Genomic DNA, 24,893 nt, shown 5'->3' with positions numbered 1-24,893 from the left:
CATGAACTCCCTCACCGCTCCTTCGCGCCTGCCGTTTCTGGACGGGCTTCGTTTGGCCGCCTTCGCGCTGCTCATCCCGTACCACGTGGGGATGTACTACGTGAGTTGGGGCTGGCACGTCAAAAGCGCCACGCTGCACCCGGGCCTGGAGCCCTTCATGCTGCTCACCAGCCCGTGGCGCTTGGGCCTGCTGTTCTTCGTGGCCGGTGCCGCCTGCCAGGGCCTGATGGCCCGGCGGGGCCCTTGGGGCGTGTGGCGCGATCGATCGCGCCGGCTGCTGCTGCCCTTGGTGTTCGGCATGGCCGTGATCGTGGTGCCGCAAACCTACTTCGAGGTGCAGACCCAAATGCCCGCCCAGTTGCCAGGCGACGGCGGCTACTTCGACTTTTGGGTTGCCTACCTGCAAGGCGGGCACTTCTGTCGAGGCACGGAGTGCCTGGTCACGCCCACCTGGAACCACCTGTGGTTCTTGCCCTACCTGTGGCTTTACGCCTGCGTGGGGGCGCTGCTGGCGCCCCGTTTGGCCCGATGGGTGGGGACGGCCCGCTCCCGTTGGATCGCCAGCCCCTGGTCCTGGTGCTTGTTGCCGGTGCTGCCCTTGGCGGCGGCCCGGGTCGGCCTGCTCAGCGCCTTCCCCAGCACACACGATCTGGTGAACGACCTGTACAACCATGCCCAGTACGGATGGCTATTCGCGCTGGGCTGGGCCGTGCGAACGCCGGCGGGCTCGGCCTTTTGGGCGCACGCCCTGCGCGCCCGCTGGGCCTTGTTGGGTACGGCCTTGTTGGCCTGGGTGGCCACGGTCACCTACTTCCAGGCCTACGACACGGCCACCCCGCCGGAGGCCCTGCGCATGGCCATGCGCGTCGTTTGGGCCGCCTTGTGCTGGTGGGCCATCGCCGCGGCTTGCGGCTGGGCGCAACGCGCGTTCCCCCAAGAGACGCCGCGGTTGCGGGCCTGGAGTGCGGCGGTGTTCTGCCTGTACGTGCTGCACCAGTCGGTCATCGTGCTGCTGGCCATGGCCTTGAAGCCCGCCGGCCTGCCCTGGGGATGGGAGGCGCTGCTGCTCATCGTGGGCACCGCCGCCGTGTGCACGCTGGCTTTTGCGGTGCTGCGCCACGTGCCAGGGCTGCGCGGGCTGGTGGGCATCGAGGCGCCTCGATCTCCCGTTAAGGTCACGCCTGCGCCGGGGGGCACTGCCCCGGCCTGAAAGGCCTTGCATGACCCCGCTGTTCCAGAAGCTCAACCTCGGCACGCACCGCCGCGTGGCGGTGCTCAACGCGCCCGCCGCCTTCGAGCCGGCCTTGGCCGCGTTGGACGGCGTGAGCGTCCTTCGCCAAGCCCACGCCCCGCTGGGGTTTGGGCTGGCCTTCGCGGTGACGGTGGCCGAGCGGGACGCAGCCTGCGCCGCGCTGTGCGCCGCCGCCGAGGGCGATGCGGTGCTGTGGATCGCCTACCCCAAGGGCACGTCCAAGGCCTACCGCGCCGAGTTCAACCGCGACAGCGGCTGGGCCGTGCTCGGCGCCGCGGGCTACGAGCCGGTCCGCCAGGTGGCGATCGACGCCGACTGGTCGGCGCTGCGCTTTCGCCGCGCCGACTTCATCCCCAGCCTGAAGCGCCACCCCGAGGGCGCCATCTCGCCGCAAGGCCGAGCGCGCACGAAGCGCTGAGCTTCAACCCAGCGCTTGCGCGTGGTGCGCCAGGTGCGCGTCGATCACGCTGGCGATGAAGTAGTAGCCGTGGTCGGCGTCGGCGTGGCGCACCAGGGTCAGCGGCTGGCCCACCGCGGCGCAGGCCACCTCGAAGGCTTCGGGGTGCAGCTGCTCGGCCAGGAATTGGTCGGCCAGGCCTTGGTCGATGCGGATGCCGCGGGGGTAGGGTGCTTGGGCCTGCGAGGCCATCAGCGCGCTGGCGTCGTGCGCCGCCCAGGTGGACTCGTCGGGGCCCAGGTAGCCGGCGAAGGCCTTGCGCCCCCAGGGGCAGCGCGCCGGCGCGCAGATGGGGGCCAGCGCGCTCACCGAGGCAAAGCGCCCCGGGTGGCGCAGCGCCAGCGTCAGCGCGCCGTGGCCGCCCATGGAGTGGCCCATCAGGCCGACCGGCAAGCCCGGCACGCCCGGCACGCCCTGCAGCTCCGCCTGCACCGCCGGCAGCAGCTCGCGCATCAGGTAACTCTCCATGCGCCAGTTCGTGGCCCACGGCGCTTGCGTGGCGTCCAGGTAGAAGCCGGCGCCCACGCCGAAATCCCAGGCCTCGGCCTGGCCGGCGATGTCGGTGCCGCGGGGACTGGTGTCGGGGCTCAGCACGGCCAGTCCCAACTCGGCCGCGCGGCGCTGCGCGCCGGCCTTGATGGCGAAGGTCTCTTCCGTGCAGGTCAGGCCCGCCAGGTAAACGAGCAGCCCGCGCACAGGGCCGGGCGGGCGGTACAGCCCGAAGCGCATGGACGTGCCGGTCTCGCGGCTGGCGTGCTGCCAAAACTGCTGCCAGCCGCCAAAGCACGCGTGCTGGCTCAAAAGCGCGAAGCCGTCCATCAGAACTCGATCACGGTGCGGATGGACGTGCCGGCGTGCATCAGGTCAAAGGCCTCGTTGATGCGCTCCAGCGGCAGCTTGTGGGTGATCAGCTCGTCGATCTGCAGCTTGCCCTCCATGTACCAGTCCACCAGCTTGGGCACGTCGGTGCGGCCGCGCGCGCCGCCGAAGGCGCTGCCTTCCCACTTGCGGCCCGTCACCAGCTGGAAGGGGCGGGTGCTGATCTCGGCGCCGGCCGGCGCCACGCCGATGATGATGGAGCGGCCCCAGCCCTTGTGCGTGCACTCCAGGGCCTGGCGCATCAGCGTGGTGTTGCCCACGCACTCGAAGCTGTAGTCCACGCCGCCGTCGGTCATCTGCACCAGGTGGTCCACCAGGTTGGGCACGTCCTTCGGGTTCACGAAGTCGGTCATGCCAAAGCGCCGGGCCATGTCCTCGCGCGCCGGGTTGATGTCGATGCCGATGATCCGGCCCGCGCCCACCATCTTGGCGCCCTGGATCACGTTCAGCCCGATGCCGCCCAGGCCGAACACCGCCACCGTGGCGCCAGCCTCCACCTTGGCGGTGAACAGCACCGCGCCCACACCGGTGGTGACGCCGCAGCCGATGTAGCAGACCTTGTCGAAGGGCGCGTCCGGCCGCACCTTGGCCAGCGCGATGCCCGGCACCACGATGTGGTTGGCGAAGGTGCTGGTGCCCATGTAGTGCAGGATGGGCTGGCCGTTCAGGCTGAAGCGGCTGGTGCCGTCGGGCATCAGGCCCTTGCCCTGCGTGGGGCGGATGGCCTGGCACAGGTTGGTCTTGCGGCTCAGGCAAAACTTGCACTCGCGGCACTCGGGCGTGTAGAGCGGGATCACGTGGTCGCCGGGCTTCAGCCAGGGGACCTTGCTCTCCAGCACCACGCCCGCGCCTTCGTGGCCCAAGATGGCCGGGAACAGGCCTTCGGGGTCGGCGCCGCTGAGCGTGTAGGCGTCGGTGTGGCACACGCCCGTGGCCTTCACCTCCACGAGCACCTCGCCGTCGCGCGGGCCCTCCAGGTCCACCTCCTCGATCGTCAGAGGGGCTCCGGCCTTCCAGGCCACGGCGGCGCGCGTCTTCATTGGGGGTCTCCAAGCATTGGGCGGGGCATCTTAGGCAAGCCCCTCCCTGCACCGGGGCGGCCTTGCCTGAGCAGAATCGTCGGCCATGCAACGCCGCACTTTCACGTTGGCACTGGGGGTTGGGCCCTTGGCAGTCGCCCAGGCGCAAGCCTTGGATTGGACCGCCCTGCGCCCCGGCGACGCGCTGCTGCTGCGCCACGCCCGCGCCCCGGGCACGGGCGATCCGGCGGGTTTCCAGTTGGGCGACTGCCGCACCCAACGCAACCTCGACGCCGAAGGCCGCGACCAGGCCCGCCGCCTGGGCGATGCCTTGCGCCAGGCGCTGGCAGCGCAAGGCCTGGCGGTGGCGGCCGTGTGGGCCTCGCCCTGGTGCCGCACGCAAGACACCGCCCGCTTGGCTTTCCCACAACCGGTCGTCGAGCCGCGCACGGCCTGGGCCTCGTTCTTTGCCGAGCCCCAGCGCGAAAACCCCCAAACCTTGGCCGCGCAGGCCGAGTTGGCCGCTTTCGCGGCGCAGCCGCGCCAAGGCGTGCTCGTGGTCGTCACCCACCAAGTCAACATCACCGCGCTCACCGGCCTCGTGCCGGCCTCGGGCGAAGGCGTGTGGGTGCGGGGCCAGGGCGGCGCGCCGCGGGTGTTGGGCCGGTGGATGGCGGGCTGAGACCCCGCACCGGCCTGCTGCTCATGCGGGGTTTTCCCGCATTCGTCGCGGCATTTGGCAGGTCGTCACACGGCGCTGGTGGCGCGGGGAACGGGGGATCAAAGTCCACCCATCGAACACCGATTCCCCCACCGAAACCACCCCCAGGAGCCCTTCATGACCCGCAACACCTTCAGCCTTTCGTCCCTCGGCCTGCTCAGCGACGTGCTGACCTTCAGCCTGATGATCGGCCTGACCATCGCCAGCGCCGCCGCCGTGGCCGAGCCGCTGATCGCCAAGCCCACGCCCGTCCACGCCAGCGCCGCGCCCATCGCGAAGCTGCCGCCGGTGGTCGTGATCGTCAAACGCGCTTCTTAAGGTTCCCGTTCGGGGGATCGAACGGCCCGGCCCTGCCGGGCCGTTGTCTTTTCGGCCCTGCCCTGCCGGGCCGTTGTCTTTTCGGCCCTGCCCTGCCGGGCCGTTGTCGTTTCAGGAGGCGCTGTTCAGTGCTCCGACTTCGCCGGGTTCAGGCTCACCACCGTCACCCCGGCCAGCACCAGCACCGCGCCGCCCAAAAAGGCCGGCTCCAGCGGCTCGTTCAGCAGCAGCGCGCCCAGGCCCACGCCCAGCACCGGCGTCAAGAACGAAAACGCGCCCAGCGCCGAGGCCACGACCTTCGTCAGCAGCCAGAACCACACCAAGTAGCTGACGAAGGCCACCACCACCGCCTGGAAGGCCAGGCTGGCCGCCAGCACCGGCGTCGGCCGGTAGGCCATCTGCCCCGTCCACGCGCCCACCGCCAGCAGCAGCAGCGCCGCGCCCACCAGTTGGTACAGCAGCACCTCGCTGGCCGCTGCATCGGCCAAGCGGCTGCCGCGCACGCCCACCGTCGTCAGCCCCCAGGCCAGCCCGGCCGCCAGCGCGAAGGCGTCGCCCAGCAGCGAGGTGCCCGCGGCCGGCGCCCGCCCAAAGGCCAGGGCAATGCCCGCGAACGCGAGCAGCAGACCACCCCACTGCAGCGGCCGCAGCCGCTCGGCACGCACCCGCAGGTGCAAGCCCAGCGCCGCGAACAGCGGCGCCGTGTACAGGAACACCACCGTGTGCGCGGCCGAGGTGCGCACCAGCGCCTCGGCCACCAGCAAGAACTCCACGCCGAACAGCAGGCCCACCAGCGCCCCCGCGCGGCCGTTGCGGCGCCAGTGCAGCGGCTCCTGCCGCCAGGCCATGAACAGGGCCACCAGGCCCGCGGCCACGGCCGAGCGCCAGCCGATCTGCGCCACCGGCGCCATGTCGGGCGCCGCCCACTTCACCGCGATCTGTTGCAGCGCCCAGCACAGGCACAGGCCCAGCATCAGCAGGGCGGCGTTGCGGTCGATCGGGCCACGGGGAGGGCGTGAGGGGGTCATCGGCGGCGATTGTGGTGGTGCAATGCGCCGCCCCCTTTCGGAGACCGCCCATGCGCGCTTGGATCCTGGCCCTTTGCTGCTTCGCCTTCCCGGCCCTGGCCGCGCCCCCTGCGGCGCCCACCTTGGCCCAGTTCGAGCAGCGCTTCGTCGAGCAGCTGAAGAAGACGCAGCCCAACTGGAAGGTCGTCCAGAAAAGCCCGGGCGAGTTGGAAGTGGCGCCCCCGGGGCAGTCGCCGCAGCTGGTGTACCTCGACAACGCCCACCGCCAAGCCCTGCAGAACCCGGCCGACACCGAGGCCGTCATCGCCCGCCACATCGCCGCGCTGCAGGGCACCCGCGCCACCGACACCGCGCAGCCCATCGACCTGGCCCGCGTCGTGCCCATCGTCAAAGACCGCGCCTGGGCCGAGGGCGTGGCCCGCACCGTGACTCAGCGCGGCGGCAAGGCGCCCAAACCGCTGTTCCAAGAGCCGCTGAACGACGCCCTGACCGTCCACTACGCCGAAGACGCCCCCGAGCGCCTGCGCTACCTCACCGAGGCCGACCTCGCCGCTTGGACCACCCGCCCCGAGGCCCTGCGCGTGCTGGCCCTGGCCAACCTGCGCCGCGTACTCAGCGACGTGGAGGTGCGCCGCGGCAACGGCCTGGCCATGGTCACCGCCGGCGGCAACTTCGAGGCCAGCCTGCTGCTGCTCGACACGCTGTGGACCGAGGCCCAAATCGGCCTGCCCGAGCCCTGGGTGGTCGCCGTTCCAGCCCGCGACCTGCTGCTCGTCACCAGCCTGAGCACCCCGGCGATGGTGGAGCGCCTGCGCGGCATCGCCCAAAAGGCGCACCGGGAGTCGGCCTATGCGCTGACGCCGGAGTTGTTCGTGCGGCGGGAGGGGAAGTGGGTAGCGTTGGGGAGGTGAGGGTCGAGTGAGCGCCGATCAACCTTGAAGCCGAGCCGTGAGCGCAGGTTCGTCGATAAGAATCGGCTTGGGCGACTGTTTAGCCATTGCTCGCCTCGTTTGCAGAAAAGCGAAATACGCGGAGCGGCTGAAGTGCCGCGCCCGCAATGGACGCCCCCTCGTTCAGCGCCTTGTTTGCGGCATTCATCTCTGCGCTTCGAGCAATGACCGCCTCAAACGCTTCTCGCGGAAGGTCATCGCTCCAGCCATGTTCAAGCGTCTCAAAAGCAAGTTGTAGTGCCGCTGTGAAGTAGTGCTCCCTGGCAACTGGAATACTGACCTCGGTCCCATCTGCATCAAGTGCGATGTAGTGGCTTGGAAAGCTCCCGACACCTAGGCGCCGTAACAGCACCCAAGCAAACGCCGACGGGACGAATGCGTTGAGCTTCTCCGCTCCGGTAGCGGAATAGCCCAGGCCAATCAGGCGATTCACTATCTCGTCTTCGCTAGCGCTCGGAGAGGACACCATGACCCACGTCGTGTCGCGCACGGCTTTCAGGGCAGACTCGTGCCCACTGGGCGAGGTCATGTTGAAGGCGTACAGGTTGATGGTTCGATCATCAGCACGACCTTATCAGCCCAATCCGCTTCAGCCGTATCCGAAAGCATGGGAAGTACGTGGAGCGACGCCTAACCATGGCGTCCGGGGCAAGCGGCCACTGCCGATCCGGCTCCGCGGCGAGCGCCCCCAGTGGACATGCCCCTTGTTGTCCGCCGTTCCCCCTTCGGTGGCGGCTCAAGTCACCCACACCCCACCGCCTAAAATGCGCGGTTTTTTCGACGGCGAACTCGGCATGCACGCAGGGGGAAATCAGCCGGCCGCGCCGACCCCCAATGGGGCTGGGCGAACGGCCCTAACGGCCCCTTCGGCCCAGCACCTGCCGCGCTTGTTGGCAAGTTGGGGCACGCGCCTGCGCCCCCCGCGCCAGCCCTTCACGCCCCGCTTGGCCGACGCCATGGGCTGGATGGACGCCGTGGCCCTGGCCCAGGTGCTGGCCGCCCCCGCTGCCACCCGCCCGGCACCGACCGACGCCCCCGACGCCGAATCGCCCGTGCTGGCCGCCCGCCGCTGGGCCGAAGCCGCGTTGGAGCGCTTGGTTGCCGAACTGCACGCCGCCTTTGCCGAGCCCACCCTGGTGCAAGGTGGCCCGCCGCTTCCGCTGGGCCGCGGCCGTGCCATGCCCGCGCGCAGCGCCAGCGCCTCCAACCCGCAAGATGCCGTCGCCCCGTACCGGCTGCACCACGCCACCCAGCAACGCGCGCTGGCTGGCCGCGTGGCCACCTTCCGCACCCGGTTGCGCGCGCAGCTGAGCGAGGCGGGCCCCGCGCTGGCGCAGCTGGCCGCTTACGACGCCGTGTTCGACCGCGCCTTGGCCGAGGCCGAGCAACAGCGCCTCTCGGGCCTGAGCGCGCTGCTGGTCCAGCGTGGGCTTGACCTGCAGGCGCAAACGCCCGGCGAGCCGGCCGACGCCGAAGCCTGGCCCCCGGTGGGCTGGCGCGCCACCTTCTGGGCCGACGTGCAGCGCCTGCTGCGCGCCGAACTCGACCTCCGACTCCAACCCGTTCTGGGCCTGCTCGAAGCCCTGAACGACGCGGCCGCTGCCGAGGCGCCGCCCACCGACTCCGACTGATTTCGCGATGAACCGCCTGACCGCCTTCCTGTACCCCGCCGCCCTCGTTGCCGGCCTGGCCGCCATCGGCTGGGCCGGGGGCGCTGCCGTGCAGCACCACGCCGTGGCCCTGGGCACGACAGTGCTGGTCGCCTTCTTCTTCGGCCTGGGCGCTTGGGAGCTGCACGGCTACCGGAGCGCCACGGCGCAGCTGAAAGGCGCGCTGCTGCCCTTGGCCCAACCGGGGGCCGCGGTGGCGGCGCTGGGCGACTGGCTCTTGCAGCTGCCCGCCGCGCTGCGCGAGCCCGTGCGCCAGCGCTTGGACGGCGCACGCAGCGAGCTGCCCGGCCCGGCCCTGGCGCCCTCGCTGGCCGGCCTGCTGGTTCTGCTGGGCATGTTGGGCACCTTCGTGGGCTTGGTCATCACCCTGGGCGGCACGGCCAACGCGCTGCGCGCCACCACCGACCTGACCGCCATGCGCGCCGCGCTGACCGCGCCCGTTCAGGGCCTGGGCCTGGCCTTCGGCACCTCGGTGGCGGGGGTGGCCACCTCGGCCATGCTGGGCCTGATGGCCGCGCTGGCCCGTCGCGAACGCCAGGCCGTGGCGCAGGCGCTGGACGCCGCCTTGCTCGGCCCCCTGCACCCGCACACCGCCGCCCACCGCCGCGACGAAGCCCAGCGCGCCCTGCAAGCCCAAGCCCTGGCCGTGCCCGAGCTGGTGGCCCAGGTGAAGGCGCTGCACACGCAGATGGCCGAGCAGCAGGCGCAGTTCCAGGCGCAGTGGCTGTCCGAGCAGCAGCGCTTCCAGGCCGACACGCGCAGCGCCTTCACCGGCCTGGCCGCCTCGGTGGACCAAACGCTGCGCACCAGCCTGGTGGACAGCGCCCAGCGCGCCGCCGACACCATCCGCCCCGCGGTGGACGCCACCTTGAGCGCCCTGGCCCAGCAGGCTCAGGCGCTGCACGCGCAGCTGACCACCAGCGCCACCACGCTGCACCAGCGCACGGTGCAAGACATCGCTCAGCAGGTGGATGCCCTGGCGCGCGCGGTGAGCGCCAGCGCCGAGGCCCACACCGCCGCCGCCAGCGCCCAAGCGCAAGGCCTGCAGCAGGCGCTGAGCCACACCGCCGACACCGTGCGCGCCAGCGCCGAACAACTTCACAAGGCGGTGGCCGAGGCCAGCGCGCAGCAGCTGCAGCACACCGCCGCGCAGGTGCAGGGCAGCGTGCAGCAACTGGGCGCCGACGTGCGCCAGGCCGTGGAGGCCCAGCTGGCCGCCGCGGCCACGCAGGTGGGCGCGCTGCAGCAGGCCCTGCAGCAGCACAGCCAGCAGCAGGCCGCCGCCTTGGCGGCGCAAGCCGAGGCGCAGGCCCGTGCGCTGACCGAGCAGGCCGAGCGCCAGTCGGCCTTGATGCAGGCGCAGGCCGAGCAGCAGTCCGCCCTGATGGAGGCGCAGGTGGAACGCCAGGCTGCGCTGATGCAGGCCCAGGTCGAGCGCCAAGCGGCCCTGATGACCGAGCAGGCCGAGCGCAGTGGCGTGGCCCTGACGGAGACGGTGACGCACACCCAGCAGGCCCTGGCCGAGGCCGTGGCCCACACCCGCGAGGCCGTGCAGGCCTTGGCCCAGCAAACGCAGGCCACCTTGGCCGAGACCAGCGCCCAGTCTCGCCAAGCCGCCAGCGCCTGGGCCGAGGGCCTGGCCGCGCAGTCCACCCAGTTGGTGCTGCGCTGGAGCGAAGCGCAAGCCGCGCAGCAGGCGGCCTTGGCCCAGGCCGATGGCGAGCGCATGGCCGCCCTGGCCCAGGCCGACGCCGAGCGCCTGGCCGCCTGGCGCAGCGCGCTGGCCGAAACCCAGTCTGGCATGCAGCAGGCCTGGAGCGCGGCCACCGCGCAGCAGCAGGCCCACCACACCGCCTTGGCCGACACCCTGGCCGCCACCGCCCGCGAGGTGGTGGCCCAGGCCGAGGCCCAGGCGCGCGCCACCATCCAAGAGGTGACCGGCCTGCTGGCCAGCGCCGCCGAGGCCCCGCGCGCCGCCGGCGAGGTGGTCGCCGCGCTGCGCGAACAGCTCAGCCAGAGCCTGGTGCGCGACAACGCCGCGCTGGCCGAGCGCGCGCAGCTCATGGAGACCCTGCACACCCTGCTGACCGCCGTGCAGCAGGCCGCGGGCGAGCAGCGCGCCGCGGTGGACGGGCTGGTGAGCGCCTCGTCCACCCTGATGAACGACTTGAGCGAGCGCGTCGCCACGCAGGCCAGCGCCACGCAAGAGACCCTGGCGCTAGCCGCCACCCAACTGGCGGGCAGCGCCGCCGAGATGGGCGCGCTGGGCGAAGGCTTTGGCGCGGCCGTGGCGCAGTTCCACAGCGCCAACGAGGCCTTGGTGGGCCACCTCAGCCAGGTGGACGCTTCGCTGGAGCGCAGCATCGCCCGCAGCGACGAGCAGCTGGCCTATTACGTGGCCCAGGCCCGCGAGGTGATCGACCTCTGCCTGGACGCTCAGAAGCAAGCCGTGGACGCCCTGCGCCACGCGGGCAAGGCCGGCCATGCTTGAGCACGACCCGTTGGTGGACGGTGCCCCCGACGGCGCCGGCGCCACGCCGGTGTGGGCGGCGTTTGGCGACCTGATGACGGGCGTGCTCGGCGCCTTCGTGCTGATCCTGGCCTTCGCCCTCGTCATGCAGATGGACCTGGCGCAGCAGCTGGACGACGCGCAACGCCAACGCCAGGCCGAGGCCCAGCGCCGCGAGGCCTTGGAACAGGCCCTGGCCGGCCCGCTGGCGGGCGGGCGCATCACGCTCAAAGACGGGCGCATCGGCATCGCCGGCAACGTGCTGTTCGCGCCGGGTTCCGATGCACTGCACGACGAAGGCCGTCAGCTGCTGCGCGGCCTGGCGCCGGGCCTGAACGCCTACCTCGCCGCGCGCGACGAGGTGCTGATGGTCAGCGGTTTCACCGACGACAAGCAGGTGCGCGGCGGCAACCGCCGCTTCGAAGACAACTGGGAGCTCTCGGCCCTGCGCGCGCTGACCGTGACCCGCGCGCTGATGGCCGACGGCGTGCCCGCCTCGCGCGTGTTCGCCGCCGCCTTCGGGCCAGAGCAGCCCGTGGCCTCCAACGCCGACGCCGCCGGCCGCGCGCTCAACCGCCGCGTGGAGATCGCCCCGATGCCGCGCCGTGCGGGCGCCGCGGCGAGTGCCGCTTCGGCGGCCAGCGCCCCCTGACGATGCTGGACCCGGCCGACGACCCGCTGAGCTGGCTGCAAGCGCAGCCGCAAGCCCAGACCGCGCGCACGCACCCCGCGCGCTGGCACGCCCTGGTGGCCCTGGCCCGCCGCGCGGCCCGCGCCGAAGGCGCGTTGCGCACCCTGCTGTGCCGCCGCTTGGGCGCTGGTGTGGCGGCGCTGCCCGGGGGCGAGCCAGCACCCGCCCGCGCGCCCTCGGCCGTGCGCCCGCCCTTGCAGGCCCTGACCGCCGCGCTGAACGCCGGCCACCCCGAAGCCGCCGACGGCGCCTGGCCCGAGCTGCGCGCGGTGCGCGCCAACACCCGCGACTGGACCCGCCTGCGCGTGGCCCGCCGCCTGGCCGACGTGCCGCCCGAGCCCAGCACCCCGGTGGGCCCGCTCAACGCCCACGCGCTGATGCCCAAGGCCTTGGCGCAACTGCAATCCCTGTCGCCCGAGTACCTGCAGCGGCTGATGCAGCAGTTCGACGTGCTGGGCTCGTTGCCTCGCGCGGCCGCTGCGCCGGCACCGGCGGCGTCACCGGTGGCGGTGGTGCCGCGCAAGCCGGCCAAGCCGAAGGCGCCGATTCGAAGGCGTCCCTAGCCAGCACTCACGGGCGCGCTGCGGCAACGCCGCCGAATGGGGCTGGGCCGGAAGGCGAGTCAGGCAGGGCTGGGATTCCCAGGCTGCGGGCCAGTTGCCAAAGCGCTTCGATGGCCCGTTGTGCCATGGGGGACGGGGTTCGGTGGCGCAGCAGCACGATGCCCATGTCGGCCCCCACGTCGGGCAAGCCGTGAACGTCCAGCGGCAGCAGGCGTCCCGCCTGGGCTTCGTCGCGCAGGGCGAGCTCGCTGCACACCACCACGGTGTCGGTGTTCAGCGCCACCTGCCGCAGCAAGGGCACCTCGTCGCACTCCAGGGCCATCACGGCGTCTTCTGCGTGGGGCAGACCCAGCAAACGCACCAGCAAGGCGTGCATGGCCTGCGGCAGCTTGGGCCCCGCCAAGCCGTAGGCCCAGGCTTCGCTCAGCTGGCAGGTGCGGCCGGCCAAGGGGTGGCCTTGGCGCACAAACAAGCGGCCCCGGTCGCGCCCCAGCGGCATCACCTGAATGCGCGCGTCGGCCGGAATGTCCCGGTGGTCGGCCACGAAGAACTCGATGCTTTCGTCGAACAAGCGCTGCAACAGCGATTGCCAGTTGTTCTTCTCGAAGCGGATGCGCACCTGCGGGTGCGCGACGCGCAACTGGGCCATCAAGCGTGGCGCCAGGGTTTCGCCGGGAAAGGGTCCTGCCCCAAAGGCCAAGTCGCCCAACTGCCCGTCGCGCAACAGGGCGGCCTCGTGCTGCAGGTGGCGCGCCTCGAGCAGCAGGCGCCGGGCCCGTGGCAGCAGGAAGGAGGCCGCGGGCGTGGGCCGCACCTCTCCCACCTCGCGGTCGAACAGACGCAATCCCAGCGCCTGTTCTGCCGCTTGGATGCTGCGGCTGAAGGCGGGTTGGCTGAGGTGAACCCGTTGGGCGGCACGGGCGAAATGGCGCTCGTCGTCCAAGGCCACCAGGTGGCTCAGGTGCTTCAGGTCCACTGCAACTCCATTGCTTTGAATGCATTAAAGCATTTCTAACAATGCATTGGACGCATTACCGAAAGGAGCCGCTAATTCGGAGTTGGTCTTTGCCGGAGGTGCCCATGAACCCGCTGCTGCAGAACACGCTGATCCTTTGCCTCATCCTGGGCTTTGCGGGCATGGAGTTCGCCACGCGCCGTTACCAAACCACCGTCCGGGCGAGCCGCAATGACACCTGGCTCGAGGGCCTGATGTTTGTCAGCTTGCTCGCCGTGGCGCAGCCGACGGCCCTCTTGGGCAGCAATGCCCTGTGCGCCTGGCTCCTGCCCGAGCAACGCAATGCGCTGGCCGATTGGCCCTGGTGGGCCATGGTGGGCGTGCTGCTGCTGGCCGACGACATGACCCAGTACTGGTGGCACCGCCTGTCGCACACGCCGTTGCTGTGGCCTTTGCATCGCGCCCACCATTCGGCCCGGTACATGAGCATCCGCGTGACCTACCGCAACAACTTCTTCTACTACCTGCTCATGCCCGGCCTGTGGCTGTCTGGCGTGCTGCTCTACCTGGGGTTTGGGGCGGTGTACCTCGTGTACGTGGTGGTCAAGATCGCCGTGATCTTGGGGGCCCATTGCGCCTGGCGGTGGGACGAAGTCCTGTACCGGCAGCCGGTTCTGCGCCCCTTGGCCTGGGTGCTGGAGCGCACCATTTCCACCCCGGCCACGCATTGGGCCCACCACGCCATGAGCAACCGCGATGGCGTGGGGCACTACAAGGGCAACTTCGGCAACCTGCTGTTTGTGTGGGACATGCTCTTCGGCAGCGCCCACATCACCCGCCGCTACCCGCCTGAGGTGGGGCTGGTGGACGACAAGCTGTTCGGCGACGAGCACTGGGCGGCACAGATGTTCTACCCCTTGGTGCGTTCGCGCCGCATCCACTCGGCCTTGCGCCCGGGCGGCAAGCCCTACGACGACGACGCCGAGCAGGAGTTGGCATGAGCGCCGTCCCGGTCATCGTGGTCACCGGTGGCTTTGGCGCCTTGGGTCGCGCCTTGGGGCAGGTGCTGCGGGCGCAGGGCGCGCAGGTGGCCTTGCTGGATGCCGCGACGGCGCCCGACGCTGGGGCGCTCCCCGACGACGACGGTTTGATGTGCCTGGGTCAGGTGCGACTGGACGAGCCCGAGGCGGCCCGCGTCGCCATGGCGCAGGTGCTGCAATGGCATGGACGTTTGGACGGCTTGGTCAACGTGGCCGGCGGCTTTCAGATGCAAGATGTGGCGGGCGGTGACCTGGCGATCTGGGAGGCCATGTACCGCTCGAACCTGCGCAGTGCGGTGTGCAGCACGCAGGCGGCCCTGCCGGCGTTGCTGGCCAGCGGCGGCGGGTGCGTGGTGAACGTGGGAGCGGCTGCCGCGGAGCGGACCGGCGCCGGCATGGGGGCCTACGCCGCGGCCAAGGCGGGCGTGGCGCGGTTCACCGAGGCGCTGGCGGAGGAGTTCAAGGCCAGTGCCTTGAGGGTGCACGCGGTGCTGCCCAGCTTGCTGGACACCCCCGCCAACCGCGCGGCCATGCCCGATGCCGACGCCAGCCGCTGGGTGACCCCCACGGCCCTGGCCAAAGTGGTGGCCTTTTTGCTGTCGCCCGAGGCAGAGCCACTGCACGGGGCCTTGATCCCCGCCCGTGGTCGGGTCTGAGGACGCAGCGACCCCTTGGGTTGAGCCGGTCAGCGCGTGGGCGATTCCTGCAAGCGCGCCACCATGCCCGCAATCGCCTTCATCTGCGGCGCGTTCCGCCCCAGGTACCCGGCCCCGCCATAGCCCCACCAATCCCAGCACCCGTTCACCGCGCCCGGCCCGGTTTGCGGGTACAGCACCACCAGCCGGTTGGTGGCGGCCCACGCGTTGAGCCCGCTGCGCCGCGCGAAGGCCTCGCCCACGAAGCCGGCGTTCATCTGGCAGCCGTGCAGCGCCACGTGCACGCGGCAGCCGCCGGCTTCGCAGGCCGGGGGCACGAACACAAAGCCTTGCGGCCCCAGGTCCGGCCCGGTGTGGAAGGGGCGTTGGTCGAAGGCCCGCAGCGCGCCCTCGGGAACCGCATCGGCGCGGGCGTTCAGCGGCCCCAGCAGGTGCTGCAGCAGTGCGCCCGCCAGGTCGACGCCGCAGTTCAGCAGGTGCGGCGCGGCCATGCGATCGCAGTCGCCGCCTTCGCGGTCGACCACCCAGCCGTGCGCGGCAGGCACGTCGGTGCGTGCGGTGATGTGGGCGTGGGGCAGCAGGGCCTGCAACTGGGCTTGCAGGGCTTGGGTGGTGGCCACGTTGACCACCGTGTCCTTGGCGCCGCTGAACAGGTAGACGCGGGCGTTCTGCTGCGCGGTCAGCGGCGGGATCTCGCCCTGGGTCACCAGCGCCTGGGTGCGTTGCACCAGCAGCGGCACGTCGATGGGGCTGCGGCCGAGGCAGGGCCCCAAGGCTTGCAGCACCGAGCCCTGCGCGCAGCCAAAGGGCCCACCGGCCACGGCCGCCACACCGCGGGCGAACAGCGAGCCTTGCGACAGGTGCAATTGCACCGCCAAGTAGGCGCCCGAAGACACGCCCGACACCGTGGCGCCGTCGGCTTGCACGCCGAGGCGAGGCAGTTCCGGGGGCGGAGGGGCATCGGCCGCCAACGCGGGGGCGGTGGCCAAGGTCGAAACGAGGAGCAGGGCAGCCAAGCGCATGGGCGTCCTCAAGCGGGTTGGGCGCGCGGCGGTAGCTTGGCCTCGCGGATGGGCAGGTTGATGACGGCGGCCGCGGCGGCCAGCGCGATGTCGGCCCACCACATGGACTCATAGCTGTTCCAGCGCGCGAAGGCCAAGCCGCCGAAGTAGGCGCCGAAGAAGCCGCCGATTTGGTGGCTTAGCAGCGTCATGCCGAACAGGGTCGCCAGGTGGCGCGTGCCGAAGAGCTTGCCCACCAGGCCGGCGGTGGGCGGCACCGTGGCCAGCCAGGTGAAGCCGAGCACGGCGGCAAAGACGTAGAAGGTCAGCGCGGTTTTGGGCGCGGCCAGGTAGACCAAGATGGCCAGCGCGCGGGTGCCGTACATCCAGAACAGGATGTACTTCATGCGGAAGCGGTTGCCGGCCGCACCGGCCATCAGGCTGCCGGCGATGTTGGCCACGCCAATGACGGCCAGCGAAGTGGCGGCCACGCTGGCGGGCAGGCCGCACAGGCCGACTTCGCCGGGCAGGTGCGTGACCAAGAACGCGATGTGAAAACCGCAGGTGAAGAAGCCCAGGTGCAGGCACCAGTAGCTGCGGTCGGCGAAGGCCTCGCGCAGCTGCTGGCCCAGGCTGGGGCCTGCCGGGGCGGCCACCGCGCCGGGGGCCGGGCTGCCGGCCTTGCCGCCGCCCAACTTCCAGGCCAAGGGCAGGGTGGCCAGGGTGATGAGCGCCAGCGTCCACATGGCCTGCACCCAGCCCAGTGCGCTGATGAGCGCCTGGTTGATGGGCGCGAACACCGCCTGCCCGAAGCTGCCGCCGGCGTTGATGACGCCCGAGGCGCTGCTGCGCTTTTCGGCCGGCAGGCGCTGCGCGGCCGCGCCGATGAGGATCGAAAAACTGCCCGCGCCCGCCCCAGCGGCGGCCATCACGCCCAGGGTGACCATCAGCGCCCACTCGCTGCGCACGAAGGGCGTGAGCGCCGTGCCCGCGGCCAGCAGCAGGCCGCCCAGCACGACGACTTTGGTGGGGCCGAAGCGGTCGGCCACGATGCCGAACACCGGCTGCGACGCGCCCCAGACGAACTGGCCGATGGCCAGCGCGAAGCTGATGTCCACGATGGACAGGCCGGTGTCGCGGCTCATGGGCGCGATGAACAGGCCCATGCTCTGCCGCGCGCCCATGGTCACCATCAGGATGGCGGCCGCCACGAGCACGAGGGACCAGTACGGCGTGGCGCGGGGCGAGGTGGTCATGGCGATGAACTCAAAGCGCGGCGAGGCGCCACAGCGAGGTGGTTTCCTTGGCGCGCGCGGCGTGCAGGGGGTCGGCCTTGTCGCTGGCCTTGCCGTGCGTGGGGCGAATCTCCAGGCGCGCCAGCACCTGCAGGCCGGCGCTGGCGATCCAGGCCTCCAGCTCGGCGCGGGTGCGCAGGCCCAGGTGCTCGGCCAGGTCGGACAGGATCAGCCAGCCTTCGCCCCCCGGCACCAGGTGCGCCGCCAGCCCGTTCAAGAAGCCCTTGAGCATGCGGCTGTCGGGGTCGTAGATGGCGGCCTCCAGCGCGCTGCTGGGGCGCGCCGGCAGCCAGGGCGGGTTGCACACCACCAGCGCGGCGCGGCCGTCGGGGAACAGGTCGGCCTGGGTGAGCTTGACCTTGTGCTGCAGGCCCAGGCGCTGCAGGTTGTCCAGCGCGCAGGCCAGGGCGCTGGGGCTGAGGTCGGTGGCCTCGGTGCGGGCCACGCCCCGCTGGGCCAGCACCGCAGCGACGACGCCGGTGCCCGTGCCGATGTCCATGGCCCAGGCACCTTCCGCCTTCAGGGCTTCGGGCAACGGCGCTTGCAGCACCAGCTCCAGGTACTCCCCGCGCACCGGGCTGAACACGCCGTACCAGGGGTGGATGCGCGCGATTTCGCCGTTCTTGCGCAGGCCCAGGGCCGGCACCGGCACGCCTTGCTGGCGCCATTCCCAGGCGCCGATCCAGCCCAGCAGCTCGCGCAGGCTCACCAAGGTGCCTTCGGTCTGCGGGCCGATGGCCGCGCGGGCGGCGAGGGCCAGGTCGGGCGCACGGCGCAGTGGCAGTTGCAACTCGGGCGTCAGGCGCATCACCAACAGGCCCAGGATGCGGGCGCGTTCGGCCTGGCCCTTGCGGTGCTGGTGGAAGGCGTCGGCCGGCGAGGCCACCGGCGCTTTGGCGGTGGCCGGTTTGCGCGCGCGGCGGCGGTCGATGCGGTGGGCTATGGCTTGCAGCATCTGCCGGGCCTGGTGGTAGTCGCCCTCCCACACCAGCGCGGTGCCTTCGCACACCAACTTGTAGGCGGCGTCGGCGTTGATGCTGTCGTCCACGGCGCGGATGCGCTTGGGGGCGGGGGCGCCGCTGCCGCTGTGCCAGCGGGCGCTCAGGGGTTCTCCGTCGGTGGAGATCCAGGTCAACGCAGGCGCGGCGGGATTGGCGAGGGAGGTCGGAAGGCTCATCGTCGGATTGTGGCCGCCGTGCGATGCTGGCGCCCCTTCGTCAACCAGTAGGCGTGACATGCCCCGTTGGATTCCCTGGCTGCTCGGCGGCCTGGTGGTGTGGGGCAGTGCCAGCGCCGCCCCCAGCCTCGTGCTGGTGGTTCGCCACGCCGAGCGCGCGGCCGAGCCCGCTGGCGACCCCACGCTGACGCCGGAAGGCGCCGAGCGCGCCGCCTTGCTCGCGCAGATCGGCAGCGACGCGGGCATCGACGCCATCGTCACCAGCCATTGGCGCCGCACCCAAGAGACCGCTGCCCCGCTGGCCCGCGCCCGGGGCCTGACGCCCCAGGTGGTCGCCATCCGCAAAGGCGAGCTGCCGGCCCACGTGGCCGAGGTGGCGGCCGCGGTGCAGCGCCTGAGCGGCCGCGTGCTGGTGGTGGGCCACAGCAACACCGTGGCCGAGATCGTCAAGGCCCTGAGCGGCCGTGCCGTGCCGGCGCCCTGCGAGAACCAGTTCGGCTGGGCCTACGTGGTGCAGCCCGTTGTGGATGCCGGCGGCAGTGCCGCGGTGATGCGCCTGCAGTACGGCGCGCCCAATCCGGTGTGCGGTGAGCATTGAGACCCCCATGCTGCAGATGCGCCCCAACTGCGAGTGCTGCGACCGCGACCTGCCGGCCGACGCGCCCGGCGCCATGGTGTGCAGCTTCGAGTGCACCTTCTGCGACGACTGCGTGCGCCAGCGCCTGGGCGGACGGTGCCCCAACTGCGGCGGCGAGCTGCAGCCCCGGCCCCGCCGCGTGGGCGACGCGCTGGCGCGCAACCCGGCGAGCACGCAGCGCGTGCGCCAGCCGCACGCGGCTTGCGCCGACGCTCAGCCCGGCACGGCGGCCGACAAGATCCCCTGAGCCGCCGCGCGGCCCGTGGCCAGGCAGGCGGTCAGCAGGTAGCCGCCCGTGGGGGCCTCCCAGTCCAGCATCTCGCCCGCCACCCACACGCCCGGCTTGGCGCGCAGTTGGTAGCCGGCGTCCAGGCCTTCGAAGCGCACGCCGCCAGCCGTGCTGATGGCCTCGTCGATGGGGCGCGTGGCGACCAGGGTCAGAGGCAGGGCCTTGAGCGTGGCGGCCAGCGCGGCCGGGTCCTTGCTGGCGCCCAACACCTCGTGCAGCAGCGCGGGTTTCAGCCCGCTGAGCTTGAACTGGCTCTTCAAGAAGCTGGCCAGGCTCTTGGCGCCCAGGCCGCGGTTCAGGATCTCGCGCACCTTGTCCAGCGGGTGCTGCGGCAGCAGGTCCAGGTGCAGGGTGGCCTGGCCGTCGCGGGCGATGGCGTCGCGCAGCGCGGCGCTGAAGGCGTACACCAAGCTGCCTTCCACGCCATCGTCGGTGAGCACGAACTCGCCCTGTTGCGTGCGGCCTTCAAACGTCAGGCTCACGGGCTTGACCGGCTGACCGGCAAAGCGTTCGCGCAGGAACGCGCTCCAGCCGCCTTCCACGGCAAAGCCGCAGTTGCTGGGCTGCAGCGGCGCGAGTTCTGCGCCCGCGGCTTGCAGCACCGGCACCCAAGCGCCGTCGCTGCCCAGGCGGGCCCAACTGGCGCCCCCCAGGGCCAGCAGCGTGGGCGCCGCGGGCACACGGGCCTCGCCGGCCGGCGTGGCAAAGCGCAGCGCGCCGTCCTCGTCCCAGCCCAGCCAGCGGTGCCGGCTGTGGAAGTGCACGCCCTGCGCGTGCAGGCGGCGCAGCCACGCGCGCAGCAGCGGCGCGGCCTTCAGGTCGGTGGGGAACACGCGGCCCGAGCTGCCGACGAAGGTGTCCACGCCCAGGTCCGCCGCCCAGGCGCGCAGGTCGTCCGGCGTGAAGGCGTCCAGGGCGGCCTGCAAGGCCGGTGCGCGCGCGCCGAAGCGCGCGACGAAGCGGTCGTAGGGCTCGCTGTGCGTGAGGTTCAAACCCCCGCGCCCGGCCAGCAAGAACTTGCGGCCCACGCTGGGCATGGCGTCGTACAGGTCCACGGCCCAGCCGGCTTGGCTGAGCACGTCGGCGGCCATCAGGCCCGCCGGGCCGCCGCCCACCACCCGGGCCTTCATGCGGCACCCCGCAGCAGGTCGCGGGCGCCGGCGCGCAGCAGGGCGCGGGAGTAGCGCTCGTGCAGGCCCAGCAAGGCCTTCATCGCGCCGGTCAAACGCGGGCGTCCGTCGGCGTCTTGCTGCCGGGTGCGCAGCGCCGACCCGAACCACAGCAGGCTGCCTGGGTCCAAGGATTGCACCGACAGCCACGAGCGCGTGCGCCCCGAGGCCTCGGTCAGCAAGAGCTCGTCGCTGCGCCGCGCAGTGACCATCCAGGCGGCAAAGCCCTCGCGCTCGCCCTGGGCCAGCGCATGGGCCTGGGCGCGCCGAGAAGGGTGGCCGAGCAGGGCCAGCACGCAGCGCTCGGCGGCAAAGAGACGGGTGCCGTAGAAGGCGACCACCCAGCCCGGCAGTGCAGCAGGCGCAGGCACTTGGAGGCAGTAGGCGTCGACGTACTCGCCCTGCGCGGCGCGTTGGGCCAACAGCGAGGACGGGGGTGGCGGTCGGTCGAGCACAGTGAATTCGGTCATGCCGCCATCATCGCCGGGCCGACCCCCTGCTTGCGGGCTGTGGCCCGGCCTCGCGGTGTCTATGCTGCGCGTTGCTGACCTGCGTTTTGGGGCCAGCGTGGTCCGCCCTGTTGAAGGAGTCGAAGTCCATGCCCTATCCCCGCGCTTGGTTGTACCTGCTGCTCTTGCTCGGCCTGACCGGCTTGGCCTTTTGGCCCAGTTATTTCGGCAAGCTCGACGCCGTGCCCTGGCAGTTCCACGTGCACGGCGTGACCGCCACGCTGTGGATGCTGCTGCTGGTGGCGCAGGGCCTGTTGATCCATGGCGGACGGCGCGCCGGCCACCGCCTCCTGGGCACCAGCGCCGTGCTGTTGGTGCCGGCCTTCCTGGCCGGGGGGCTGCTGGTGATGGGCACCATGGCGCAAGGCAAGAGCCCGTTCCATGCGATGTACGCCCACCGCCTGATCGCCATCGACTTCTTCGCCACCTTGGGCTTTGCCGGCTTCGTGGCCGCCGCCCTGGCCCAGCGCCGGCGCGTGGCGGCGCACGCCGGCTGGCTGATGGCCACCCCCTTGCTGTTGGTCAGCCCGGTGCTGGCCCGCTTGTTCACCGGGTTCCTGCCGCCCTTCGCCATGCGCGGGCTGGAAGACTTGCCGCGCTTTGCCGGCAGCGTGCAGTTGGCCCAGCTGGTGGCCTTGGCCATCGCCGTCGCGCTGGCCCTGCAAGCCCGGCAGCACGCCAAGCCCTACCTGTGGGCGGCTGGCGTATTGGTGGTACAGAGCGTGGGTTTCCAGTTCTTCGGGGACCTGAACGCCTGGAATGCCCTGTGCCAAAGCTGGGCCGCCACACCCCCCGCGGTGCAGGCCTTGCTCGGGGTGGCCTTGGGGGCGGGGGTGGTGGGGTGGGGCTGGCGCGCCGCCCCACCGCGCGGGGCCTGAACCGCGTTGGTCCCGCCCTTCCAAATGAAAACGGCGCCTTGCAGGGCGCCGTTTTCATTCGCAGGGGTGGTGTCAGACGTTGAACAAGAAGTTCAGCACGTCGCCGTCCTTGACCACGTACTCCTTGCCTTCCGCGCGCATCTTGCCGGCGTCTTTGGCGCCTTGCTCGCCCTTGTAGGCGATGAAGTCGTCGAAGGCGATGGTCTGCGCGCGGATGAAGCCGCGTTCGAAGTCGGTGTGGATGACGCCCGCGGCCTGCGGGGCGGTGTCGCCCTGGTGGATGGTCCAGGCGCGCACTTCTTTCACCCCGGCGGTGAAGTAGGTCTGCAGGCCCAGCAGCTTGAAGCCGGCGCGGATGAGGCGGTTCAAGCCGGGCTCGTCCTGGCCCATCTCGGCCAGGAACATGGCCTTGTCCTCGTCGCTCATCTCCGAGAGCTCGGCCTCGGTCTTGGCGCAGATGGCCACCACAGGGGCGTTTTGCTTGGTGGCGTACTCGCGCAGGCGGTCGAGGAAGGGGTTGTTCTCGAAGCCGTCTTCCGCCACGTTGCCCACGAACATCGCCGGCTTGGCGGTGATCAGGCACAGGGGCTTGAGGATGGCGCGCTCTTCCTTGCTGAAGTCGATGGCGCGCACCGGTTGGGCCTGGTCCAGCGCGGCCTGGCACTTCTCCAGCACCTTGACCAGGGCTTGGGCGTCCTTGTCGCCGGCGCGGGCCACCTTGTTGTAGCGGTGCAGGCTCTTCTCGACAGTGCCCAGGTCGGCCAGGCAAAGCTCGGTCTGGATGACCTCGATGTCGGCGATCGGGTCGACGCGGCCGTTCACGTGGATGACGTTCTCGTCCTCGAAGCAACGCACCACGTTGACGATGGCGTCGGTCTCGCGGATGTGGCTCAGGAACTGGTTGCCCAAGCCTTCGCCTTTGCTGGCCCCGGCCACCAGGCCGGCGATGTCCACGAACTCGACGATGGCCGGCACGATGCGCTCGGGCTTCACGATCTCCGACAGCTGGGCCAGGCGCGGGTCAGGCAGCTCGACGATGCCCACGTTGGGCTCGATCGTGCAGAAGGGGTAGTTCTCGGCGGCGATGCCGGCTTTGGTCAGGGCGTTGAAGAGGGTGGACTTGCCGACGTTGGGCAAGCCCACGATGCCGCATTTGAGGCTCATCGCGCAGGGCTTTCAGTGGGGGAGGCGCCCGGTGCGTCGTTCGTCCGGGCAGGCGGCCCGGTCGTCCGGGCCAAAGGCGTGATTTTAGAAGGGCCGGAGGGGCCCTTCCTAGAATGAGCGCTATGCAGGTCGATGTACTCATCCGGGGCGATGGCGCCGTGGGACGCTCGCTGGCGCTGGCGCTGTCGCACCAGGGCCTGCGCGTGGGCCTGCAGGGGCGCGCCCAAGCCCGCCCCCAAGACGTTCGCGCTTACGCCCTGAACGCCGGGGCCCAGGCCCTGCTGCGCCGCTTGAAGGTGTGGGACAGCCTGCCGCCCGATGCCAAGACGCCGGTGCAGGACATGCAGGTGTTCGGCGACCAAGAAGGCGGGCGCCTGAACTTCAGCGCCTGGCAGGCGCACCTGGCCGAACTGGCCGTCATCGTCGACGCGGCCGAGCTGGACGCCGCCTTGGACGCCGCCCTGCGCTTTGCCCCCCACGTGCAACGGGTGGACGGCGAACTGCCGCACGCCTTGCTGGCCCTGTGCGAGGGGCGCGAGGCCCGCGGGCTCGAGGCGCACGGCATCCAGGTCGAGCGCCGGGCTTACGGGCACCACGCGCTGGCCACCCGCTGGGTCAGCGACGTGCCCCACCAAGGCCGCGCCTGGCAGTGGTTCGGGGCGGGCGGCGACGTGCTGGCTCTGTTGCCGCTCGACCGCCCCACGCCCGGGCACAGCTACGCGATGGTGTGGTCGCAGCCGGCCGAGGACGCGCTGCGCCGAGCCGCGCTGTCGCCCGAGGCCTTGGCGGCCGAACTTCAGGCCGCGACCCACCAACGCGCCGGCCATTTGCAGCAGGTGGGCGCCGCGCAGACCTGGCCCCTGAACCTGCTGCGGGCCACGCCCACTGTGCGTCCCGGCTTGGCCCTGCTGGGCGATTGCGCCCACCAGGTTCACCCGCTGGCCGGGCAGGGCTTGAACCTGGGCCTCGCTGACGTGGCCGCCCTGGCCGAGGTGCTGGCCGCGCGCGAGCCCTGGCGCCCGCTGGGCGACTTGACCCTGTTGCGCCGTTACGAACGCCAGCGTGCGCTGGACACCTGGATGATGGCCACCGTGACCGACGGCCTGTGGCACGGCTTCGCGCACGGCGCCCCTTGGGCCCGCGTGGCGCGCAATCAGGGCCTGGCCTTGGTCGACGCCCTCGGGCCGCTCAAGCGCTGGTTCACCCAGCAGGCGCTGGGCCACCGCGCCAGTGCCCCCTCTTCGAACGCTTCCAACGCCGCAAGGCCGACCCCATGACGCTCCCCCGCAAGCTGGCCACTGCCCTGGCCCTGTCCTTGACCCTGGCCGGTGCCTCCGCCCAAGTGCCCACCAAGAAGGCGGCGCCAGCCCCAGCGCCTGCGGCGGCCGCCCCCGAGGTGCGCGCCATCGAGGTGTCGCTGCGCCGGGCGATCGCCGAGCGCCTGCCCAACTTCCCGCCGATCGACGAGATCCGCACCACACCGATCCCCGGTCTTTTTGAGATTCGCTTTGGCACCGACATCCGTTACGTCGACGGCAAAGGCGAGTACCTGATCGAGGGCGACTTGGTCGACCTGAAGACCCGCAGCAGCCTGACGCAAGCCCGTGTCGACAAGCTCACCGCCATCCAGTTCTCCGCCTTGCCCGTTGCCGATGCCATGGTGGTCAAGCGGGGCACCGGGGCGCGCAAGCTGGCCGTGTTCGAAGACCCGAACTGCGGCTACTGCAAGCGCTTCGAGAAGGGCTTGGCGGAGCTCAAGGACGTCACGATCTATACGTTTCTGATCCCGATCTTGGGGCCGAGTTCGCTGGAGCGCTCGCGCGCCATTTGGTGCAGCAAGGACGCTTACGCGGCCTGGCAGGACTGGATGCTGCGCGACAAGCCGCCGGCCAAACCCGAAGGGGCTTGCGACGACGCCGCCCTGACGCGCAACCTGGCCTTCGCCCGCAAGTTCCAGATCAACGGCACCCCGGCCTTGGTGTTCGAAGACGGCACCCGCGTGCCGGGCGCCATCCCGGCCGAACAAGTCGAAGAGCGCCTGCAGCGCGCCCAGAAGAAGTCCTGAC

27 protein-coding genes are annotated in these 24,893 nt (G+C 71.4%); 16 read left to right on the top strand and 11 right to left on the bottom strand.

Annotated elements, in window-relative coordinates; all coding sequences use genetic code 11:
- Position 1 precedes the first annotated feature (1 nt).
- Both EOD73_RS06635 and EOD73_RS06630 read left to right on the top strand, forming a co-directional pair.
- Positions 2 to 1,210, top strand: coding sequence for an acyltransferase family protein (locus tag EOD73_RS06635; protein ID WP_127682020.1), 1,209 nt, complete (start codon positions 2 to 4; stop codon positions 1,208 to 1,210).
- A gap of 10 nt (positions 1,211 to 1,220) precedes the next feature.
- Positions 1,221 to 1,670: a hypothetical protein gene (locus EOD73_RS06630; RefSeq protein WP_127682018.1), complete on the top strand. Its 450-nt coding sequence runs from the start codon at positions 1,221 to 1,223 to the stop codon at positions 1,668 to 1,670.
- A 3-nt stretch (positions 1,671 to 1,673) separates the two neighbouring features.
- Here EOD73_RS06630 and fghA read toward each other — a convergent pair whose 3' ends face one another.
- A complete protein-coding gene (gene fghA / locus EOD73_RS06625) occupies positions 1,674 to 2,528 on the bottom strand; it encodes an S-formylglutathione hydrolase (protein ID WP_127682016.1) in 855 nt (284 codons plus the stop codon).
- Complete coding sequence (locus tag EOD73_RS06620) at positions 2,528 to 3,628, bottom strand: S-(hydroxymethyl)glutathione dehydrogenase/class III alcohol dehydrogenase (RefSeq protein WP_127682014.1); 1,101 nt, start codon at positions 3,626 to 3,628, stop codon at positions 2,528 to 2,530. The genes fghA and EOD73_RS06620 overlap by 1 nt, the downstream gene beginning before the upstream one ends.
- Before the next feature lie 85 nt (positions 3,629 to 3,713).
- On the opposite strand from EOD73_RS06620, the gene EOD73_RS06615 reads away from it, so the two are divergent.
- Entirely contained in the window at positions 3,714 to 4,289 is a 576-nt protein-coding gene (locus EOD73_RS06615) for a histidine phosphatase family protein (RefSeq protein ID WP_127682012.1), read from the top strand.
- A gap of 156 nt (positions 4,290 to 4,445) precedes the next feature.
- A complete protein-coding gene (locus EOD73_RS06610) occupies positions 4,446 to 4,646 on the top strand; it encodes a hypothetical protein (RefSeq protein WP_127682010.1) in 201 nt (66 codons plus the stop codon).
- A 125-nt stretch (positions 4,647 to 4,771) separates the two neighbouring features.
- Here EOD73_RS06610 and EOD73_RS06605 read toward each other — a convergent pair whose 3' ends face one another.
- Entirely contained in the window at positions 4,772 to 5,674 is a 903-nt protein-coding gene (locus tag EOD73_RS06605; RefSeq protein WP_127682008.1) for a DMT family transporter, read from the bottom strand.
- A gap of 50 nt (positions 5,675 to 5,724) precedes the next feature.
- Here EOD73_RS06605 and EOD73_RS06600 point away from each other — a divergent pair, with 50 nt between their 5' ends.
- A complete protein-coding gene (locus tag EOD73_RS06600; RefSeq protein WP_127682006.1) occupies positions 5,725 to 6,585 on the top strand; it encodes a DUF1444 domain-containing protein in 861 nt (286 codons plus the stop codon).
- Between the two features lie 79 nt (positions 6,586 to 6,664).
- Here the strand turns inward: EOD73_RS06600 and EOD73_RS06595 are convergent, their stop codons facing one another.
- On the bottom strand, positions 6,665 to 7,153 hold the full coding sequence (locus tag EOD73_RS06595) for a hypothetical protein (protein ID WP_127682004.1): 489 nt from the start codon (positions 7,151 to 7,153) through the stop codon (positions 6,665 to 6,667).
- On the opposite strand from EOD73_RS06595, the gene EOD73_RS17530 reads away from it, so the two are divergent.
- From EOD73_RS17530 to EOD73_RS06575, 4 genes are read left to right on the top strand one after another with little or no spacing between them, the layout of a single operon-like run.
- On the top strand, positions 7,092 to 8,255 hold the full coding sequence (locus EOD73_RS17530) for a DUF3348 family protein (protein WP_127682002.1): 1,164 nt from the start codon (positions 7,092 to 7,094) through the stop codon (positions 8,253 to 8,255). The two genes, EOD73_RS06595 and EOD73_RS17530, sit on opposite strands and share 62 nt — an antisense overlap.
- A gap of 7 nt (positions 8,256 to 8,262) precedes the next feature.
- Positions 8,263 to 10,785, top strand: a complete 2,523-nt coding sequence (locus EOD73_RS06585; protein WP_127682000.1) for a coiled-coil domain-containing protein — start codon at positions 8,263 to 8,265, stop codon at positions 10,783 to 10,785.
- Positions 10,778 to 11,455, top strand: a complete 678-nt coding sequence (locus EOD73_RS06580) for an OmpA family protein (RefSeq protein WP_127681998.1) — start codon at positions 10,778 to 10,780, stop codon at positions 11,453 to 11,455. Before EOD73_RS06585 ends, EOD73_RS06580 begins: the two co-directional genes overlap by 8 nt.
- Before the next feature lie 2 nt (positions 11,456 to 11,457).
- Positions 11,458 to 12,057 carry a DUF2894 domain-containing protein gene (locus tag EOD73_RS06575; RefSeq protein WP_127681996.1) on the top strand — a complete coding sequence of 200 codons (600 nt, stop codon included), beginning with the start codon at positions 11,458 to 11,460 and terminating at the stop codon, positions 12,055 to 12,057.
- A gap of 7 nt (positions 12,058 to 12,064) precedes the next feature.
- Here the strand turns inward: EOD73_RS06575 and EOD73_RS06570 are convergent, their stop codons facing one another.
- Complete coding sequence (locus EOD73_RS06570; RefSeq protein ID WP_127681994.1) at positions 12,065 to 13,033, bottom strand: LysR family transcriptional regulator; 969 nt, start codon at positions 13,031 to 13,033, stop codon at positions 12,065 to 12,067.
- Between the two features lie 104 nt (positions 13,034 to 13,137).
- Between EOD73_RS06570 and EOD73_RS06565 the strand changes: the two genes are divergently transcribed.
- The gene (locus EOD73_RS06565) at positions 13,138 to 14,013 is read left to right on the top strand and encodes a sterol desaturase family protein (RefSeq protein ID WP_127681992.1); all 876 of its coding nucleotides are present in this window, start codon (positions 13,138 to 13,140) and stop codon (positions 14,011 to 14,013) included.
- Positions 14,010 to 14,708, top strand: a complete 699-nt coding sequence (locus tag EOD73_RS06560; RefSeq protein ID WP_127681990.1) for an SDR family NAD(P)-dependent oxidoreductase — start codon at positions 14,010 to 14,012, stop codon at positions 14,706 to 14,708. The genes EOD73_RS06565 and EOD73_RS06560 overlap by 4 nt, the downstream gene beginning before the upstream one ends.
- Positions 14,709 to 14,737: 29 nt before the next feature.
- Here EOD73_RS06560 and EOD73_RS06555 read toward each other — a convergent pair whose 3' ends face one another.
- From EOD73_RS06555 to EOD73_RS06545, 3 genes are read right to left on the bottom strand one after another with little or no spacing between them, the layout of a single operon-like run.
- The gene (locus EOD73_RS06555; protein ID WP_127681988.1) at positions 14,738 to 15,730 is read right to left on the bottom strand and encodes an extracellular catalytic domain type 2 short-chain-length polyhydroxyalkanoate depolymerase; all 993 of its coding nucleotides are present in this window, start codon (positions 15,728 to 15,730) and stop codon (positions 14,738 to 14,740) included.
- An 8-nt stretch (positions 15,731 to 15,738) separates the two neighbouring features.
- Positions 15,739 to 16,965, bottom strand: coding sequence for an MFS transporter (locus EOD73_RS06550; RefSeq protein WP_127681986.1), 1,227 nt, complete (start codon positions 16,963 to 16,965; stop codon positions 15,739 to 15,741).
- A 10-nt stretch (positions 16,966 to 16,975) separates the two neighbouring features.
- Positions 16,976 to 18,181 carry a methyltransferase gene (locus EOD73_RS06545; protein ID WP_127681984.1) on the bottom strand — a complete coding sequence of 402 codons (1,206 nt, stop codon included), beginning with the start codon at positions 18,179 to 18,181 and terminating at the stop codon, positions 16,976 to 16,978.
- A 58-nt stretch (positions 18,182 to 18,239) separates the two neighbouring features.
- Between EOD73_RS06545 and EOD73_RS06540 the strand changes: the two genes are divergently transcribed.
- On the top strand, positions 18,240 to 18,779 hold the full coding sequence (locus tag EOD73_RS06540; RefSeq protein ID WP_164845964.1) for a phosphoglycerate mutase family protein: 540 nt from the start codon (positions 18,240 to 18,242) through the stop codon (positions 18,777 to 18,779).
- Positions 18,780 to 18,786: 7 nt separating this feature from the next.
- Entirely contained in the window at positions 18,787 to 19,065 is a 279-nt protein-coding gene (locus EOD73_RS06535) for a DUF1272 domain-containing protein (protein WP_127681980.1), read from the top strand.
- Here the strand turns inward: EOD73_RS06535 and EOD73_RS06530 are convergent.
- Both EOD73_RS06530 and EOD73_RS06525 read right to left on the bottom strand, forming a co-directional pair.
- The gene (locus EOD73_RS06530; RefSeq protein ID WP_127681978.1) at positions 19,032 to 20,237 is read right to left on the bottom strand and encodes a TIGR03862 family flavoprotein; all 1,206 of its coding nucleotides are present in this window, start codon (positions 20,235 to 20,237) and stop codon (positions 19,032 to 19,034) included. The genes EOD73_RS06535 and EOD73_RS06530 overlap by 34 nt on opposite strands.
- A complete protein-coding gene (locus tag EOD73_RS06525) occupies positions 20,234 to 20,746 on the bottom strand; it encodes a hypothetical protein (RefSeq protein WP_127681976.1) in 513 nt (170 codons plus the stop codon). The genes EOD73_RS06530 and EOD73_RS06525 overlap by 4 nt, the downstream gene beginning before the upstream one ends.
- Positions 20,747 to 20,874: 128 nt before the next feature.
- On the opposite strand from EOD73_RS06525, the gene EOD73_RS06520 reads away from it, so the two are divergent.
- Complete coding sequence (locus EOD73_RS06520; RefSeq protein WP_127681974.1) at positions 20,875 to 21,663, top strand: hypothetical protein; 789 nt, start codon at positions 20,875 to 20,877, stop codon at positions 21,661 to 21,663.
- A 72-nt stretch (positions 21,664 to 21,735) separates the two neighbouring features.
- On the opposite strand, the gene ychF is transcribed toward EOD73_RS06520, so the two are convergent.
- A complete protein-coding gene (gene ychF, locus EOD73_RS06515; protein ID WP_127681972.1) occupies positions 21,736 to 22,827 on the bottom strand; it encodes a redox-regulated ATPase YchF in 1,092 nt (363 codons plus the stop codon).
- A 122-nt stretch (positions 22,828 to 22,949) separates the two neighbouring features.
- On the opposite strand from ychF, the gene EOD73_RS06510 reads away from it, so the two are divergent.
- Both EOD73_RS06510 and EOD73_RS06505 read left to right on the top strand, forming a co-directional pair.
- Positions 22,950 to 24,104, top strand: a complete 1,155-nt coding sequence (locus EOD73_RS06510) for an FAD-dependent monooxygenase (RefSeq protein ID WP_127681970.1) — start codon at positions 22,950 to 22,952, stop codon at positions 24,102 to 24,104.
- Positions 24,101 to 24,892, top strand: a complete 792-nt coding sequence (locus EOD73_RS06505) for a DsbC family protein (protein ID WP_127681968.1) — start codon at positions 24,101 to 24,103, stop codon at positions 24,890 to 24,892. Before EOD73_RS06510 ends, EOD73_RS06505 begins: the two co-directional genes overlap by 4 nt.
- Position 24,893 lies beyond the last annotated feature (1 nt).

This window comes from Inhella crocodyli (genome assembly GCF_004004565.1).
GTDB classification, from domain to species: Bacteria; Pseudomonadota; Gammaproteobacteria; order Burkholderiales; family Burkholderiaceae_C; genus Inhella; species Inhella crocodyli.
The sequence above is the reverse complement of the archived record's forward strand: the minus strand, read 5'-3'. Positions and strand labels throughout refer to the sequence as shown.

Excerpts from the sequence above, each read along its gene's own strand:
- EOD73_RS06635 (WP_127682020.1), top strand. The coding sequence starts at position 2 with ATGAACTCCCTCACCGCTCCTTCGCGCCTGCCGTTTCTGGACGGGCTT.
- EOD73_RS06630 (WP_127682018.1), top strand. The coding sequence starts at position 1,221 with ATGACCCCGCTGTTCCAGAAGCTCAACCTCGGCACGCACCGCCGCGTG.
- fghA (WP_127682016.1), bottom strand. The coding sequence starts at position 2,528 with ATGGACGGCTTCGCGCTTTTGAGCCAGCACGCGTGCTTTGGCGGCTGG.
- EOD73_RS06620 (WP_127682014.1), bottom strand. The coding sequence starts at position 3,628 with ATGAAGACGCGCGCCGCCGTGGCCTGGAAGGCCGGAGCCCCTCTGACG.
- EOD73_RS06615 (WP_127682012.1), top strand. The coding sequence starts at position 3,714 with ATGCAACGCCGCACTTTCACGTTGGCACTGGGGGTTGGGCCCTTGGCA.
- EOD73_RS06610 (WP_127682010.1), top strand. The coding sequence starts at position 4,446 with ATGACCCGCAACACCTTCAGCCTTTCGTCCCTCGGCCTGCTCAGCGAC.
- EOD73_RS06605 (WP_127682008.1), bottom strand. The coding sequence starts at position 5,674 with ATGACCCCCTCACGCCCTCCCCGTGGCCCGATCGACCGCAACGCCGCC.
- EOD73_RS06600 (WP_127682006.1), top strand. The coding sequence starts at position 5,725 with ATGCGCGCTTGGATCCTGGCCCTTTGCTGCTTCGCCTTCCCGGCCCTG.
- EOD73_RS17530 (WP_127682002.1), top strand. The coding sequence starts at position 7,092 with ATGACCCACGTCGTGTCGCGCACGGCTTTCAGGGCAGACTCGTGCCCA.
- EOD73_RS06595 (WP_127682004.1), bottom strand. The coding sequence starts at position 7,153 with ATGACCTCGCCCAGTGGGCACGAGTCTGCCCTGAAAGCCGTGCGCGAC.
- EOD73_RS06585 (WP_127682000.1), top strand. The coding sequence starts at position 8,263 with ATGAACCGCCTGACCGCCTTCCTGTACCCCGCCGCCCTCGTTGCCGGC.
- EOD73_RS06580 (WP_127681998.1), top strand. The coding sequence starts at position 10,778 with ATGCTTGAGCACGACCCGTTGGTGGACGGTGCCCCCGACGGCGCCGGC.
- EOD73_RS06575 (WP_127681996.1), top strand. The coding sequence starts at position 11,458 with ATGCTGGACCCGGCCGACGACCCGCTGAGCTGGCTGCAAGCGCAGCCG.
- EOD73_RS06565 (WP_127681992.1), top strand. The coding sequence starts at position 13,138 with ATGAACCCGCTGCTGCAGAACACGCTGATCCTTTGCCTCATCCTGGGC.
- EOD73_RS06560 (WP_127681990.1), top strand. The coding sequence starts at position 14,010 with ATGAGCGCCGTCCCGGTCATCGTGGTCACCGGTGGCTTTGGCGCCTTG.
- EOD73_RS06555 (WP_127681988.1), bottom strand. The coding sequence starts at position 15,730 with ATGCGCTTGGCTGCCCTGCTCCTCGTTTCGACCTTGGCCACCGCCCCC.
- EOD73_RS06550 (WP_127681986.1), bottom strand. The coding sequence starts at position 16,965 with ATGACCACCTCGCCCCGCGCCACGCCGTACTGGTCCCTCGTGCTCGTG.
- EOD73_RS06545 (WP_127681984.1), bottom strand. The coding sequence starts at position 18,181 with ATGAGCCTTCCGACCTCCCTCGCCAATCCCGCCGCGCCTGCGTTGACC.
- EOD73_RS06540 (WP_164845964.1), top strand. The coding sequence starts at position 18,240 with ATGCCCCGTTGGATTCCCTGGCTGCTCGGCGGCCTGGTGGTGTGGGGC.
- EOD73_RS06535 (WP_127681980.1), top strand. The coding sequence starts at position 18,787 with ATGCTGCAGATGCGCCCCAACTGCGAGTGCTGCGACCGCGACCTGCCG.
- EOD73_RS06530 (WP_127681978.1), bottom strand. The coding sequence starts at position 20,237 with ATGAAGGCCCGGGTGGTGGGCGGCGGCCCGGCGGGCCTGATGGCCGCC.
- EOD73_RS06525 (WP_127681976.1), bottom strand. The coding sequence starts at position 20,746 with ATGACCGAATTCACTGTGCTCGACCGACCGCCACCCCCGTCCTCGCTG.
- EOD73_RS06520 (WP_127681974.1), top strand. The coding sequence starts at position 20,875 with ATGCCCTATCCCCGCGCTTGGTTGTACCTGCTGCTCTTGCTCGGCCTG.
- ychF (WP_127681972.1), bottom strand. The coding sequence starts at position 22,827 with ATGAGCCTCAAATGCGGCATCGTGGGCTTGCCCAACGTCGGCAAGTCC.
- EOD73_RS06510 (WP_127681970.1), top strand. The coding sequence starts at position 22,950 with ATGCAGGTCGATGTACTCATCCGGGGCGATGGCGCCGTGGGACGCTCG.
- EOD73_RS06505 (WP_127681968.1), top strand. The coding sequence starts at position 24,101 with ATGACGCTCCCCCGCAAGCTGGCCACTGCCCTGGCCCTGTCCTTGACC.